General features: G+C 67.3%; 12 protein-coding genes. 9 read left to right on the plus strand and 3 right to left on the minus strand.

All coding sequences use genetic code 11. The annotated features are described in order from the left end of the window. Window positions 1-10: 10 nt before the first annotated feature. Complete coding sequence (locus RXV90_RS05035) at window positions 11-736, minus strand: GntR family transcriptional regulator (RefSeq protein WP_316647300.1); 726 nt, start codon at window positions 734-736, stop codon at window positions 11-13. Window positions 737-800: 64 nt separating this feature from the next. Here RXV90_RS05035 and RXV90_RS05040 point away from each other — a divergent pair, with 64 nt between their 5' ends. Genes RXV90_RS05040 through RXV90_RS05055 form a run of 4 tightly spaced genes read left to right on the plus strand, consistent with a single transcriptional unit; the run spans window position 801 to window position 4,589 of the window. Next, on the plus strand, window positions 801-2,324 hold the full coding sequence (locus RXV90_RS05040; protein WP_316647301.1) for a UxaA family hydrolase: 1,524 nt from the start codon (window positions 801-803) through the stop codon (window positions 2,322-2,324). Window positions 2,325-2,332: 8 nt separating this feature from the next. Then, window positions 2,333-3,067 (plus strand): SDR family oxidoreductase, encoded by a 735-nt coding sequence (locus RXV90_RS05045; protein WP_316647302.1) that lies wholly within the window; start codon window positions 2,333-2,335, stop codon window positions 3,065-3,067. A gap of 12 nt (window positions 3,068-3,079) precedes the next feature. Then, window positions 3,080-3,928 carry a fumarylacetoacetate hydrolase family protein gene (locus RXV90_RS05050; RefSeq protein ID WP_316647303.1) on the plus strand — a complete coding sequence of 283 codons (849 nt, stop codon included), beginning with the start codon at window positions 3,080-3,082 and terminating at the stop codon, window positions 3,926-3,928. A 13-nt stretch (window positions 3,929-3,941) separates the two neighbouring features. After that, window positions 3,942-4,589 carry a nucleoside/nucleotide kinase family protein gene (locus tag RXV90_RS05055; RefSeq protein WP_316647304.1) on the plus strand — a complete coding sequence of 216 codons (648 nt, stop codon included), beginning with the start codon at window positions 3,942-3,944 and terminating at the stop codon, window positions 4,587-4,589. A gap of 935 nt (window positions 4,590-5,524) precedes the next feature. Here RXV90_RS05055 and gph read toward each other — a convergent pair. Together gph and RXV90_RS05065 are read right to left on the minus strand one after the other, a co-directional pair. Then, a complete protein-coding gene (gene gph / locus RXV90_RS05060) occupies window positions 5,525-6,181 on the minus strand; it encodes a phosphoglycolate phosphatase (RefSeq protein WP_316647306.1) in 657 nt (218 codons plus the stop codon). Continuing rightward, the gene (locus RXV90_RS05065; protein ID WP_316647309.1) at window positions 6,154-6,708 is read right to left on the minus strand and encodes a thioredoxin family protein; all 555 of its coding nucleotides are present in this window, start codon (window positions 6,706-6,708) and stop codon (window positions 6,154-6,156) included. Before RXV90_RS05065 ends, gph begins: the two co-directional genes overlap by 28 nt. 136 nt (window positions 6,709-6,844) lie before the next feature. On the opposite strand from RXV90_RS05065, the gene glgB reads away from it, so the two are divergent. From glgB to RXV90_RS05090, 5 genes are all read left to right on the plus strand, one after another. Continuing rightward, window positions 6,845-9,055, plus strand: a complete 2,211-nt coding sequence (glgB, locus tag RXV90_RS05070; protein ID WP_410482346.1) for a 1,4-alpha-glucan branching protein GlgB — start codon at window positions 6,845-6,847, stop codon at window positions 9,053-9,055. A 21-nt stretch (window positions 9,056-9,076) separates the two neighbouring features. After that, a complete protein-coding gene (glgC, locus tag RXV90_RS05075; protein ID WP_316647311.1) occupies window positions 9,077-10,342 on the plus strand; it encodes a glucose-1-phosphate adenylyltransferase in 1,266 nt (421 codons plus the stop codon). Between the two features lie 71 nt (window positions 10,343-10,413). Next, a complete protein-coding gene (gene glgA, locus RXV90_RS05080) occupies window positions 10,414-11,838 on the plus strand; it encodes a glycogen synthase GlgA (RefSeq protein WP_316647312.1) in 1,425 nt (474 codons plus the stop codon). Beyond that, window positions 11,838-13,922, plus strand: coding sequence for a glycogen debranching protein GlgX (gene glgX, locus RXV90_RS05085; RefSeq protein WP_316647313.1), 2,085 nt, complete (start codon window positions 11,838-11,840; stop codon window positions 13,920-13,922). Before glgA ends, glgX begins: the two co-directional genes overlap by 1 nt. Before the next feature lie 21 nt (window positions 13,923-13,943). After that, window positions 13,944-15,575 (plus strand): alpha-D-glucose phosphate-specific phosphoglucomutase, encoded by a 1,632-nt coding sequence (locus tag RXV90_RS05090; protein WP_316647314.1) that lies wholly within the window; start codon window positions 13,944-13,946, stop codon window positions 15,573-15,575. Window positions 15,576-15,591 lie beyond the last annotated feature (16 nt).

Here is a 15,591-nt window from a genome sequence, read left to right on the forward strand (position 1 = left end):
AGGCGTCTCCTCAGCTTGACGTGAAATACTCGGGATGCGCGCGTTCGAGGGGCTGAAGGAAGGTCATCAGCTGCCGCAGGTGGTGCCCCATCGCCGCCCGCGCGGCCTCCGCATCCCGCGCCTCCAGCGCGGCCAGGATCGCGCGGTGCTCCTCCAGCGTCTCGGCCACCCGCCCCGGCACCGGCAGCACAAGCTGGCGCGCGCGGTTCACCTGCACCCAGGCGGTCTCGGCCACCTGCGCGATCCGGCGAAACCCGGTGGCATCCAGGATCACGGCGTGCAGCGCCGCATCCTGCGCATAAAACCCAGCGAAATCAGCGTCTTCCACCAGCGCCTCCTGGATGCGGATGTTCCGCCGCAGGATCGTCAGCGTCTCGTCGGTGATCGTCCCGGCCACGTGGGCCACCGCGTGAAGCTCGATCGCCTCGCGCAGGAACGCGCCCTCGCGCAACTCCGCCATCGAAAACCGCGACACGAAGGATCCCGCCTGCGGCACGATATCGACAAGCCCCTCGCCCGCCAGCCGCGCCATCGCCTCCGAGACGGGCGAGCGCGACACGCCCAGCGCCTCGCAGATCTCGGGCTTTCTCAGGATCGCGCCGGGCGGGATCGCCAGCGCCATGATCGCCTCGCGCAGCGCCAGATAGGTGCGCTGCGACAGCGAGCCGTCGAACTCCGACAGGGGCCTGAGCGGCAGTTCCGGCCCTTGCGCTTGGTCTGACGGGTTCTGTAACATGTTAGAATGCTAGCCATGCCGGTTGCCCTGTCAAGAAAACGGGCACTCAAGAAAGGACAGGCGCGTGTCACACGAGACGTCCCGCACGATCCGACTGCACCCTGACGACGATGTCGTCATCGCACTTCAGGATCTTCCCGAAGGCACCAAGGTCGCCGATGGCGTCACGCTGTCCGGCCCGGTGAACCGCGGCCACAAGATCGCGCTGCGCGACATCGCCCCGGGCGCCAGCGTGCTCCGCTACGGCCAGATCATCGGCGTCGCGACCGAGGCCATCGCGGCCGGCGCCCATGTCCATTCCCACAACCTCGGCATGGGGGATCACGCGCAGGATTACGCCCACGGCTCCGAATGCCGGCCCCTGCCGGCGGTGGACGAACCCCGCACCTTCCAGGGCTACCACCGCGCCGACGGCCGCGTCGGCACCCGCAACTACATCGGCATCCTCACCTCGGTGAACTGCTCGGGCTCCGTCGCCCGCTTCATCGCCGAGGCGGTCGAGAAATCGGGGCTCCTCGACGCCTTCCCCAATGTCGACGGCGTCGTGCCCCTCGTCCACGGCACCGGCTGCGGCATGTCGAACGCCAACGAAGGCTACACCGCGCTTTTCCGCACCCTCGCGGGCTATGCCGGGCACCCGAATTTCGGCGGCATCCTCCTCATAGGCCTCGGCTGCGAGGTGATGCAGATCCCCGATCTGATCGGCAAGGCGCGGATGCGCGAAGACGGCAACTTCCGCTACATGACGATCCAGCAGACGGGCGGCACCCGCGCGACGATCGACAAGGGGCTCGAGATCGTGACGGCGCTCGCGGACCGCGCCAACGCGGCCACTCGCGCCCCCGCCCCCGTCAGCGAACTGGTCCTCGGCCTGCAATGCGGCGGCTCCGACGGCTATTCGGGCATCACGGCGAACCCCGCCCTCGGCGCGGCCTCCGATCTTCTGGTGCGCCACGGCGGCACCTCGATCCTGGCCGAAACGCCCGAGATCTACGGCGCCGAACACCTCCTCACCCGCCGCGCGGTCAGCCCCGAGGTGGGCGAACGCCTGATCGAACGCATCCGCTGGTGGGAGGATTACACACGCCGGAACGGCGGCGAGATGGACAACAACCCCTCGCCCGGCAACAAGCGCGGCGGCCTCACCACGATCCTCGAAAAATCCCTGGGCGCGGTCGCCAAGGGCGGCACGGCGCCCCTGACCGACGTCCTGCAATTCGGCGAACCGGTCACCAAACCCGGCTTCCACTTCATGGACAGCCCGGGCTACGATCCCTGCTCCGTCACCGGGCAGATCGCCAGCGGCTCCACCCTCATCGCCTTCACCACCGGGCGCGGCTCCGTTTCGGGCTTCAAGCCGACCCCGGGGCTGAAGCTCGCCACCAACACCGAAATGTTTACCAGGATGTCCGATGATATGGACATCAACTGCGGAGACATCGTATCCGAAGGGGTGAGCGTCGAGGAAAAGGGGCTCGAGATTTTCGAGCTTCTGATCCGCGTCGCCAGTGGCACACGGACAAAAAGTGAAGAGCTGGGTTTTGGCGGGGCCGAATTCGTGCCCTGGCAGATCGGCGCTGTGATGTAGGGAACAAGATGCAGCTTGACGGACTGACAGCGTTCTGCACGGCCTCGGGGGCCGGGATCGGGCTGGCCACGGCGCGCGCGCTCAGGGCCGAAGGCGCCCGCGTCATCGCAACCGACATCAGCGAAGACGCCCTCGCCCCCCTCGCCGGGGAGGGCATCGAAACCCACCGCCTCGACGTCACCGACGGGGCGGCGGTCGCGGCGCTCGCCGAAAGCGTGGGCGCGGTCGACATCCTCTTCAACTGCGCGGGCTTCGTCCATCACGGCACGATCCTCGACTGCGACGAAGAGGATTTCGATTTCTCCATGGGCCTCAACGTTAAGGGCACCTACCGGGTGACCCGCGCGCTCCTGCCCGCGATGCTCGAAAACGGCGGCGGCTCGATCATCACCGTGGCCTCCGTCGCCTCCTCGATCATCGCCGCGCCCAACCGCTTCGTCTACAGCGCCACCAAGGCCGCCCTCATCGGCATGACGAAATCCATCGCGGCGGATTACGTGACGCAGGGCATCCGCGCCAACGCGATCTGCCCGGGCACGGTGGAAAGCCCCTCTCTTCAGGGCCGCATGCGCGCCCAGGGCGATTACGAAACGGCCCGCGCCGCCTTCGTTGCCCGCCAGCCCATGGGCCGCATCGGCGCGCCCGAGGAAATTGCCGACCTCGCCGTGTTCCTCGCCGGGCCACGGTCGAGCTTCATTACCGGACAGGCCATCGCCATCGACGGCGGGTGGTCCAACACATAGGGAACGAGTGACATGAAACTACTGCGATACGGCCCCCCGGGCCAGGAAAAGCCGGGCCTCCTCGACAGCGCGGGCACGATCCGCGATCTTTCGGGCGTCGTCGACGATATCGCGGGCGATGTGATCACCTCTGCCGGTCTCGCCCGCATTGCCGGGGTCGATCCCGCCAGCCTGCCCGCGGTCGAGGGCACGCCCCGCATCGGCCCCTGCGTGGGCCGCGTGGGCAAGTTCATCTGCATCGGGCTGAACTTCTCCGATCACGCCGCCGAAACCGGGGCCGAGCCGCCCGACCAGCCGATCATCTTCGCCAAGTCCACCTCCGCGATCTGCGGGCCCTATGACGACACGATCATCCCCAAGGGCTCGGAAAAGACCGACTGGGAGGTCGAGCTGGGCGTCATCATCGGCGACGAGGCGCGCTATGTCTCCGAAGCCGACGCGATGAACCACGTCGCGGGGTTCTGCGTCGTCAACGACATCTCCGAACGGGCCTTCCAGATCGAACATGGCGGGCAGTGGACCAAGGGCAAATCCGCCGACACCTTCGGCCCGATCGGCCCCTGGCTCGTCACCCGTGACGAAATAACCTGCCCCCAGAACCTCAAGATGTGGCTTGAGGTCGACGGCCACCGCTACCAGAATGGCTCGACCGAAACGATGATCTTCGGGGTCCCTCATCTGGTGAGCTACCTGTCCCAATACATGTCCCTGCAACCGGGCGATGTGATCTCGACCGGCACGCCGCCGGGCGTGGGGCTGGGGCAGAAGCCGCCGGTCTACCTCAAGCCGGGCCAGACGGTGCGGCTGGGGATCGAGAACCTCGGGGAACAGGAACAAAGGACCGTCGCCTATTCCGGCTGACCGAGAAGACCGTATGGACGGAGACGCGTTTTTCGCCGCCGTCCGCGACTGGGCCCGGCGCATCCCCGACGGGGAGCGCCGCGTGCTCGCGATCGCGGGCGCGCCGGGATCGGGCAAGTCGACGCTGGCCGAACACCTTGTCGAACGGCTCGATCCGGGCCTTGCCGCGATCCTGCCGATGGACGGCTATCACTTCGACGACCGGGTGCTGGACCCGCGCGGGCACCGGGCGGTGAAGGGCGCGCCGCACACCTTCGACGTGGGCGGGTTTCGCGTGATGCTGGCGCGGCTTCGGGCGAATGATGAGCCCGAGGTGGCGGTGCCGGTCTTCGACCGCGATCTCGAGGTCGCGCGCGCGGCCGCCCGCATCATCCCCGCCTCGGTGCGCCTGATCGTGGCCGAGGGCAACTACCTCCTCCTCGACCGCGCGCCCTGGACGGATCTTCTGCCGCTCTATGACCGGACGGCCTATCTCGACGTGCCGCTCGAGGAACTCGAACGCCGCCTGAGGGCGCGCTGGGAAGGCTACAGCATGACGCCCGGCGATATCGCGGCGAAGCTCGAAGGCAACGACCTGCCCAACGCCCGCACCGTGGTGACCGAGCGGCGCGCGGCCGATTGGGTGGTCACCTGGCAGGGCGCGCCGGATCCCGCGCGCTGAGCCGGGCCGGCGCAGGCCTGTGGGCAGGCGCCTTCCACCTCCGAGCGGCGCGCTTTATCCCGAAACCCCGGAGGACCCAGAGCAGAGAAATCCCCGCGCAAGAGCGCCTGCCCGCGCTGCAGCCCCCCTCGCGCTGAGCCGGGTCAGCGTCCGACCGCCGGGGGGACGCGCCAAGATCACGACGGAGCACTTTATCTCTCAAAACCGAACGACGGCACGCAGGACGCCACCGTTGCAATAGCGTCCGCCCGAGGGGGCGGCGTCCCTCGGGCGAAAGGTCCACCGGACCTTTCGCGGGACCCTCGGAACCGCTGGCCCGGCGGCCCTCACGGGCCTCGTCCCGGGCCGGACACCGCCCCGCCGCTCCCGCGCGCATAGCCGGGCCAGGGCATGCCCGTGGGCAGGCGCGCCCACCCTCCGAACGGCGCAGTTTATCCCGCAATCCCGAAAGACCCAGAGCAGAGAGACCCCCAAGCAAAAGCGCCTGCCCGCCCGAACGGGCATGCGCTGGCCCGGCGGGGCTCACGCCCCTTGTCCCGGGCCGGAAACCGCCCCGCCGCTCCCTCGCGCATAGCCGGGCCAGGGCATGCCCGTGGGCAGGTGCTCGCGACCTCCGGACGGCACAGTTTATCTCTCAACCCCGCGCCACCTAAAGCGGCAAAACCACCGCGCAAAAGCGCCTGCCCGCCCGAACGGGCATGCGCTGGCCCGGCGGCCCTTCGGGCTTCGATTCCGGGCCGGCGAAAGTAATAGCGACTCGCTATCATCTCGCCCGGTAGTAGCGACTCGCTATCAGTTCCGGACCGTACGCCCGGTTCAGAAACCGCCCGATCGCCATTTCGCGGATTTTCTGTGTACGCGCTGTGTACGCCCGGTGTACGCCGGGTGCACACCGCCGTTTCCGGCCCCGCAACCGGTTAACCCACCGTGTGTTCCTACCCCAGAAGATCCCCCAGAACCCCGAAATCCGAGAACCGCACATCATGCGGGATCGCCTCCACCGGCCCCTTCCGATAGCCTTCGGTGTAAAGCAGAAACCGCACCCCCGCCGCCGCGCCCGTCGCCCCGTCCACCTCGCTGTCGCCCACGAAATGCACGCTCTCCCGCGCCGCCCCGTTGATCGCCTGCCGCAGGGGTTCGGGGTCGGGCTTCCTGACGGCCAGGGTATCGCCCCCCACCACAGTATCGAAGAACCCCGCCCAGCCCAGCCGGTCGAGGATATCCCGCGTCGGCGCCTCGGGTTTGTTGGTGCAGATCGCCATCGTCGCACCGCGTTCCGCCAGCGCCTCCAACGCGCCCGCCACCCCCGGATAAGGCCTTGTTAACACGAGAGGATCCGCGCGGTAGAGCACGCGGTAACGCTCGATGACCGCTTCGGTCAGCGGCAGATCCGCCGCCTCCGCCACCCGGGTTACAAGCTTCGGCACGCCTTCCCCGATGAACCCCCGCACCCGCGCCTCCGACAGGGGCGCGCGGTCGTATTCGGCCAGAAGCTCGTTCGCCACCCGCGCCAGATCGGGCGCGGAATCGATCAGCGTACCGTCAAGATCGAACACCACCCGCATCACGCCGCCTTCCACTTGATCGAACATCCCATCGACGGGATCTGCTCCGCCGGGCCGCGGCCGGTTTCCGCGATCTGGCGCATCGCCTCGTAAAGATCGCGCCGCGCGTCCCCCGCCGCCGCCTCCCGCCGCGAGGCGTCGAGCCGGCCCCGGTACTGCAGCCCGCCCTCGGCATTGAACCCGAAGAAATCCGGCGTGCAGGCCGCGTCATAAGCCCGCGCCACCGCCTGATCGGCATCATTCAGATAGGGGAAGGGAAAGCCCATCTTATCGGCCATTTTCCCCATGTTTTCAAAGCTGTCGGCGGGATATGCCACGGCATCGTTCGAACAGATCGCGGCCACGCCCACCCCCAGCTCGGCCAGATCGCGCGCATCGCGCACGATCCGGTCGATCACCGCCAGCACATAGGGGCAGTGGTTGCAGATGAACATGATCAGCGTGCCGTTCGGCCCGGCGATATCGGCGAAAGAATAGCTGCGGCCATCGGTTGCGGGCAGCGTGAAATCCGGCGCGGGCCAGCCGAAATCGCAGACGGGGGGATGGGCGGCCATGGTCTTTCCTCTCGGTCGCGGGGTCGAAAAGCGTTATGCACCGCCCTGCCCCGGAAACAAAAGCCCCACCCCGGCCGATACATAAGTTCAACCCACCCCCCTTGACCTTTCCGACAGACACTTCAGGCTTAACACCATGCGCGACAGTACGGACATTCACCCGGTCCAGAGCGAGGGCCACAGAAAGCTTATGGCCTTCGTCGAAGGACGCTCCGACGATCCCTTCGGCATCATGGGCCCCCACGAGATCGGCGGGCAATGCACGCTCACCGTCTTCGATCCCGGCGCGGCAAGCGTCACGGCAGAGGCGAAGGGCGAGACCTGCCCCCTCGCCCCCGTGCCCGACGCCCCGGGGGCCTTCGCGGGCCCGATTCCGGCGCCCACGGGCTACACCCTCACCGCCACCGGCCATGACGGCGCCACATGGGAAATCGAGGATCCCTACCGCTTCGGCCCGGTCCTTGGCGAGCTTGACGAACACCTCCTCGGCGAAGGCACGCATCTGAGGATCTGGAACACCCTCGGTGCCCATGTGATGGAACACGAAGGCGCCAGCGGCACCCATTTCGCGGTCTGGGCGCCCAATGCCGCGCGCGTCTCGGTCGTGGGCGCCTTCAACTTCTGGGATGGCCGCCGCCACCAGATGCGCCGCCGGGGCGGCACGGGGGTGTGGGAGATCTTCCTGCCCGGCATCGGCGAAGGCGTGCCCTACAAGTACGAAATCGTCGCCGCCGACGGTACGATCCAGCCCCTGAAGGCCGATCCGGTTGGCTTCGGCTCGGAACACGCGCCCGACAACGCCAGCGTCGTGCGCGATATCCGCGGCTATGGCTGGAAAGACGCGGGCTGGATGAAGGCGCGCGGCCCCCGGAACAGCCGCGAGGCCCCGATCTCGATCTACGAGGTGCATCTCGGCTCCTGGCGCCGCCGCTGGGACGAGGGCGGGCGACCCCTGTCCTACAAGGAAGCCGCCGAAGAACTCGTCACGTACGTCTCGGACCTCGGCTTCACCCATATCGAGCTTCTGCCGATCAGCGAATATCCCTTCGACGGCTCCTGGGGCTATCAGCCTGTGGGCCTTTTCGCGCCCACGATCCGGTTCGGCCCGCCGCACGAGTTTCGCGATCTGGTCGATGCCGCGCACCGGAAGGGGCTGGGCGTTCTGCTCGACTGGGTGCCGGGGCATTTCCCCACCGATCCCCACGGGCTTGGCCGGTTCGACGGCACGGCACTTTACGAACATGCCGACCCGCGCGAGGGCTTCCACCAGGACTGGAACACGCTGATCTACAATTACGGGCGCACCGAGGTGGCGAATTTCCTCGTCTCGAACGCGCTTTACTGGCTTGAGGAATACCATATCGACGGGCTGCGCGTGGATGCGGTGGCCTCGATGCTCTACCGCGATTATTCGCGGAAAGCCGGCGAATGGGTGCCGAACAAGGATGGCGGACGCGAGAATTACGAAGCGATCGCCATGCTTCAGCGTATGAACACCACCACCTACGGAGAGGTTGGCGGAATCATGACGGTGGCAGAGGAATCGACGGCCTTTCCCGGCGTCTCGAAACCCGTCGACGCGGGCGGGCTTGGCTTCGGGTTCAAGTGGAACATGGGCTGGATGAACGACACGCTGTCTTACATCGAGAAGGATCCGGTCTACCGCAAATACCACCACAACCAGATGACCTTCGGCCTGCATTACGCATTTTCGGAGAATTTCATCCTGCCGATCAGCCATGACGAGGTGGTGCATGGCAAAGGCTCGATGCTCGCCAAGATGCCGGGGAACGAGTGGGAAAAATTTGCCAACCTGCGCGCCTATTACGGCTTCATGTGGGGCCATCCGGGCAAGAAGCTTCTGTTCATGGGACAGGAATTCGCCCAGGGCACGGAATGGAGCCACGCGGGCCAGCTTGACTGGGATGCCGCGGGCCGGCCGCTCCATGACGGGGTGCGCCGCCTGATCGGCGATCTGAACCGCGTCTACCGCGAAACGCCGGCGCTGCACGTGAAAGACGCCATGCCCGAAGGGTTCCAGTGGATCGACGGGGCGGATGCCCAACATTCCACCTTCTCCTGGATCCGCTGGGGCGACGAGGGCGACGCGCCCGCCGTCGTGATCTCGAACTTCACGCCGGTCGAACGCACGGGCTACCGCGTCGGCCTGCCATTGGCCGGGGCCTGGGAAGAGGCGGTCAACACCGATGCCGGGATCTACGGCGGCGGGAACCGGGGCAACATGGGCGGCGTTACCGCCGGGGATGAGGGCTGGCACGGCCAGCCCGCCAGCGCGGAGGTTACGCTTCCCCCGCTGGGCACGATCATCCTACGCTACAAGGGATAAGACGAGGTCGGGGAGGACCGGATGCAGCACAGTTCACGACGTATTTCGCAGCGCACCATGGCGTTCGTCCTGGCGGGGGGCCGCGGCTCGCGCCTGAAGGAACTCACCGACCGGCGCGTGAAGCCCGCGGTCTATTTCGGCGGCAAGACGCGGATCATCGATTTCGCGCTGTCGAACGCGCTGAATTCCGGGATCCGGAAAATGGCGATCGCCACGCAATACAAGGCGCATTCGCTGATCCGGCACTGCCAGCGCGGGTGGAACTTCTTCCGCGCGGAACGGAACGAATTCCTCGATATCCTGCCCGCCTCGCAGCGGATGGACGACAAGACATGGTACGAGGGCACCGCCGACGCGGTGCGCCAGAACATCGATATCGTCGACAGCTATGACGTCGATTACATCCTGATCCTCGCCGGCGATCACATCTACAAGATGGATTACGAGATCATGCTGGAACAGCATGTCGAAACCGGCGCCGACGTGACGGTGGGCTGCCTCACGGTCCCGCGCGAAGAGGCCTCGGCCTTCGGCGTGATGGATGTGGATGACAATCTGACGATCAAGTCCTTCCTCGAAAAGCCCGCCGATCCGCCGGGCATGCCGGGCGACGACACCCGCACTCTGGCCTCGATGGGGATCTATGTCTTCAAGTGGTCCTACCTGCGCGAACTGCTTCTGCGCGACGCGGAGGACGAAGCTTCGACCCACGATTTCGGGGGCGACCTGATCCCCTACATCGTCGCCAACGGCAAGGCGGTGGCCCACCGCTTCAGCGACAGCTGCGTGAAACACAGCGCCGACGCGCCCGCCTACTGGCGCGACGTGGGCACGGTCGATGCCTTCTGGAAGGCCAATATCGACCTCACCAATTTCGACCCCGAGCTTGATCTGTGGGATATGAACTGGCCGATCTGGACGCATTCCGAAAGCGTGCCGCCCGCGAAGTTCATCCACGACCAGAAAGATCGGCGCGGCAGCGCGGTGTCCTCCCTCGTCTCGGGCGGCTGCATCATCTCGGGCACCGAGATCCGCAATTCGCTGCTTTTCACCATGGTGCACACCAATTCCTACTCGGTGCTCGATCACGTGGTGATCCTGCCATACGTGAACATCGCCCGCCACGCGCGGCTGACGAATTGCGTCGTGGACAGGGGCGTGAGGATCCCCGAGGGCCTTGTCGTGGGCGAAGACCGCGCCGAGGATGAAAAGTGGTTCCGCGTGACCGATGGGGGCGTGACGCTGATCACCCAGCCGATGCTCGACCGGCGCGAAGCGGCGATGTGAGGCGCTGGGGCCCCCGCGGCCCCGCGCGAACCCCGCTTCTCTTGACCGCGATCATCGAATAGACGTCATCCATGCGACCTGCGCTCTCCGTCACTTCCGAATGCGCCCCGCTGGTGAAGACCGGCGGGCTGGCCGATGTCGCGGGCGCGCTGCCCATGGCGCTGGCCGAAGAGGGCTGGGATCTCAGGACGCTGCTGCCGGGCTATCCGAAGGTGCTGGAGGCGACGGGCAAGGGCCGCGTCGTGATGACCGAGGACGATCTTTTCGGGGGCCCCGCCTCCGTCCGCTCCGTCCGGCATGAGGGGCTCAGGCTCTACATCCTCGATGCCCCGCATCTTTATGACCGCGACGGCGGGCCCTATTCCGATGCCTCCGGCGCCGACTGGCCAGACAACCCCGCCCGCTTCGCGGCCCTGTCGTGGGTCGCCGCGCGGATCGGGGCCGAAGGGCTTGGCAAATGGACACCCGAAGTGCTCCACGCCCATGACTGGCAGGCGGGCTTCGCGGCACTCTACCTGTCGGAGATGGGCACGGCCCGGCCCGGCACGGTGCTGACGATCCACAACATGGCCTTCCACGGGCTTGCCCCGGCCAGCGCGCGGGCCGCCCTGCGCCTGCCGGCCCGGGGCTTCGGCCCCGACGGCTATGAATTCTGGAGCCAGATCAGTGCCCTGAAAGCCGGGCTCGTCTGGTCGGACAAGATCACCACCGTCAGCCCGTCCTATGCGCGCGAGCTTCTGACGCCCGAATTCGGCGCCGGGATGGACGGGCTTCTGCGCGCGCGGGCCGACGATCTGTCGGGCATCCTGAACGGCATCGACACCGAGACGTGGAACCCCGCGACCGACCCGGCGATCGAGAATTACAAAAGCCCCGGCGGCAAGAAGCGTGCCCGCGCCGCGCTCCGCGAGGAGTTCGGGCTGCCCGAGGCCGACGGCCCCTTATGCGTCGTCGTCTCGCGGCTTTCCGATCAGAAGGGGCTCGATATCCTCCTTGACGCGCTTCCCGCGCTTGTCGACCGGGGCGGGCAGCTTGCGCTTCTGGGCTCGGGCGACAAGACGCTCGAGGCGCGCTACCGCGCCGCCGCCGAGCATCCGAACGTCGCCGTTCATATCGGCTATGACGAGGCGCTGTCGCACCGGATGATCGCGGGGGCGGATGCGATCCTCGTGCCGTCGCGGTTCGAGCCCTGCGGGCTTACCCAGCTTTATGGCCTGCGCTACGGCGCGGTGCCGATCGTGGCCTATACCGGCGGGCTCATTGACACGGTGATCCCGGCAAGCCCCATGGCGATGCGCGCGGGCGTGGCGACCGGCATCCAGTTTCACCCCGCCACCGCCCATGCGCTCGCAGGCGCGCTGATCGACGCAGTCGCGCTTTACAAGACACCGGGCGCCTGGGCGGATCTTCAGAAAAACGGCATGCGCCAGCAGGTCGGCTGGCAAAGTTCGGCCCCCGCCTACGCGGCGCTTTATGACAGCGTGGCACGCAGGTGATGCAGCATCGAATTTCGGTATCAGCCGGCCGCGCGGCCCCGCTTGGCGCGACGCCCGACGAGGCGGGCGTCAACTTCGCCGTCTTCTCGGCCAACGCGACGCGCATGGTGCTTTGCCTCTTCGACGAGGACGGGCGCGAAACCCGGATCGACCTGCCCGAACGCGAGGGCGACATCTGGCACGGCCATGTCGCGGGGCTGACGGTGGGGCAGGCCTACGGCTTCCGTGCCTACGGGCCCTACGCCCCGGACGAGGGCCACCGCTTCAACCCCAACAAGCTCTTGCTCGATCCCTATGCCCGCCAGGTCACCGGCGCGCCGGTCTGGGACGGGGCGCTTTACGGCTATACCCGCAAGGCCCCTGCCGAGGATCTGAGCTTCGACCCGCGCGACAGCGCGCCGTTCATGCCGCGTGCGGTCGTGGCGCCCGAGGCCTGGCCGCACGATCCCCGCCGCCCGGCGACGCGGCTGTCGGACACCGTGATCTACGAGGCGCATGTGAAGGGCCTCACCGCCGCGCACCCGGCGCTCGCGGGCGCGGGCGGCACCTTCGCCGCCGCGGCCTCCGACCCGATCCTCGATCACCTCACCCGGCTTGGCATCACGGCGATCGAATTCCTGCCCTGCCAGTTCTTCCTCGACGATCACTTCCTCGTCGAAAAGGGGCTGGTGAATTACTGGGGCTATCAGCCGATCGGCTATTTCGCCCCCGATCCGCGCTATCTGGGCGGCGAGGATATCTTCGCCTTCCGCCGCATGGTCGACCGGTTCCACGGCGCGGGGATCGAGGTGATCCTCGATGTCGTCTACAACCACACCGGCGAGGGCGGGCATCTGGGCCCCACCCTGTCGTTCCGCGGGCTCGACAATGCAAGCTATTACCGGCTGATGCCCGACGCCCGCTATTTCGTGAACGATACCGGCACGGGCAACACGCTGGCGACCGATCACCCCATGGTGCTTCGCCTCGTGATGGACAGCCTGCGCTACTGGGCGACCAGCATGGGCGTCGACGGGTTCCGCTTCGATCTGGGCGCCTCGCTGGCGCGCACCGAACACGGCTTCGACCGGAACGCCCCGCTTCTGCAGGCGATGCGGCAGGATCCGGTGCTGTCGCAGCTGAAACTCATCATGGAGCCGTGGGATATCGGGCCCGGCGGCTATCAGCTTGGCAACTTCTCCGCCCCCTTTCTCAGCTGGAACGACAAGTTCCGCGACGGGGTGCGCCGGTTCTGGCGCGGCGATCCGGGCCGCGCGCCCGATCTTGCAACCCGGGTCTCGGGCTCGGCGGATCTGTTCGATCATTCCGGGCGGCGGGCCACCTCGTCGGTCAATTTCCTGACCGCGCATGACGGCTTCACGCTCGAGGATGTGGTGAGTTACCGCCACCGCCACAACGCCGCGAACGGCGAGGGCGGCAAGGACGGGCACGGCGAAAACTATTCCGACAACCTCGGCGTCGAAGGGCCGACCGACAAGGCCGGGATCCGCGCCGACCGCGCCCGCCGCAAGCGCAACATGATCGCGACGCTCCTTCTGTCCCAGGGCACGCCGATGATCCTCGGCGGCGACGAACTGGGCAACAGCCAGGGCGGCAACAACAACGCCTACAATCAGGACAACGAAACGGGCTGGATCGACTGGACCGATCGCGATCCCGTCTTTCACCGCTTCGTCCGCCGGATGATCGCGTTCCGCCGCGCCCACCCGATCGTGCGGCAGGCCATGTTCCTCCATTCCCGCGAACGCGCCATCGACGGGTTCGAAGATATCTTCTGGCGCCGCACCGACGGCGCGGCGATGGGGCAGGAGGACTGGCTGGACCCCGATCTGAGGACGATCTGCGTCGAAATCCGGACGGCCTCGGGCACGCCCCACTACGCCGCCCTCGAATATGCGATCTTCCTGGTATTCAACGCGGGCGAGGCGCTGTCGTGCCAGTTGCCCGAACCGCCGCCGGGCCAGCGCTGGTCGAAACATGTCGACACCGCCGCGCCCGATGCCGCCCCCGCGCGGGCCGAGGCCGGACCGGCCCCCATCGCCGCCGACAGCCTTGCCGTTTTCGTCCTTGAACCCGCGACCTGACCCGAAGCGAAGGAACGCCCCATGACCCCGATGACCGTAGAGACCCAGCCGATCGAGGGACAGAAGCCCGGCACCTCGGGCCTGCGCAAGAAGACCCGCGTCTTCATGGGCCCGCATTACCTTGAGAATTTCGTGCAGGCGATCTGGGCGGGCGCGGGCGGCGTTCGGGGCAAGACCCTCGTTCTGGGCGGCGACGGGCGCTATTTCAACGACCGTGCCGCGCAGGTGATCCTGCGCATGGCCGCGGCCTCGGGCGCGGCGAAGGTGATCGTGGGGCAGAACGCGATTCTTTCGACCCCCGCGGCCTCGAACCTCATTCGCAGCCGGGGCACCGATGGCGGCATCATCATGTCGGCCAGCCACAACCCCGGCGGCCCGGAAGAGGATTTCGGCGTGAAGTTCAACACGCCGAACGGCGGCCCGGCGCCGGAAGAGGTGACGAACCGCATCTTCGAGGCCACGAAGACCGTCACCTCCTACGACATCCTGGAAAGCCAGGACATCGACCTGACGCGCCCCGGCACCACGGCCTTGGGTTCGATGGAGATCGAGGTGGTCGATCCCGTCACCGATTACGCCGCACTGATGGAGACGCTGTTCGATTTCGACCGGATCCGCGACCACCTGAAGGGCGGCTTCCGCGTGGTCTTCGATGCCATGCATGCCGTCACCGGGCCCTATGCGGCCGAGATCCTGATCAAGCGCCTCGGCGCGGGCGGCGACGCGGTGCGCAATGCCGTGCCCTCGCCCGATTTCGGCGGCGGCCACCCCGATCCGAACCCGATCTGGGCCAAGCCGCTGGTCGATCTCGTCATGGGCCCCGATGCGCCCGATTTCGCCGCCGCCTCCGATGGCGACGGCGACCGCAACATGATCCTCGGGCGCGGGATCTACGTGACGCCGTCGGACAGCCTCGCGGTGCTGGCCGCCAACGCCCATCTCGCGCCGGGCTACGCGGGCGGGCTTGCGGGCGTCGCGCGCTCGATGCCCACCTCCCGCGCGCTCGACCGGGTGGCGGAGGCGAAGGGGCTGTCCTGCTACGAAACGCCCACGGGGTGGAAGTTCTTCGGCAACCTTCTCGATGCCGGGAAGATCACGCTTTGCGGCGAGGAAAGCGCGGGCACCGGATCGGATCACGTGCGCGAGAAAGACGGGCTCTGGGCCGTGCTTCTCTGGCTCAACATCCTCGCCGTCCGGGGCGAAAGCGTGGCCGATATCCTGAAGGGTCACTGGGCGGAATACGGGCGCAACTATTACTCGCGCCACGATTTCGAGGGCGTCGATGCCGATGCGGCGAACGCGATGATGGAGGGGCTGATCGCCCGCCTGCCGGGGCTTGAGGGCGAAACCGTCGCGGGCCGCAAGATCGAGATGGCCGAGGAATTCGCCTATGACGATCCGGTCGACGGCTCCCGGTCAGAGCACCAGGGCGTGCGGATCGGGTTTGAGGGCGGCGGACGCGTCGTGTTCCGGCTGTCGGGCACGGGCACGGTGGGCGCGACGCTTCGGGTCTATCTCGAAGACGTGGAAACCGACGCGGGCGCGCTTGGCCGCGACCCGCAGGAGGCGCTTGCGGGCATGATCGACGCCGCCGAAACGCTGGCCGGGATCAGGGCGGCCACGGGGCGGGACGCGCCGGATGTGATCACCTGATCATTTGGCGCTGAGC

Source organism: Ovoidimarina sediminis (genome assembly GCF_032586175.1).
GTDB lineage: Bacteria > Pseudomonadota > Alphaproteobacteria > Rhodobacterales > Rhodobacteraceae > Ovoidimarina > Ovoidimarina sediminis.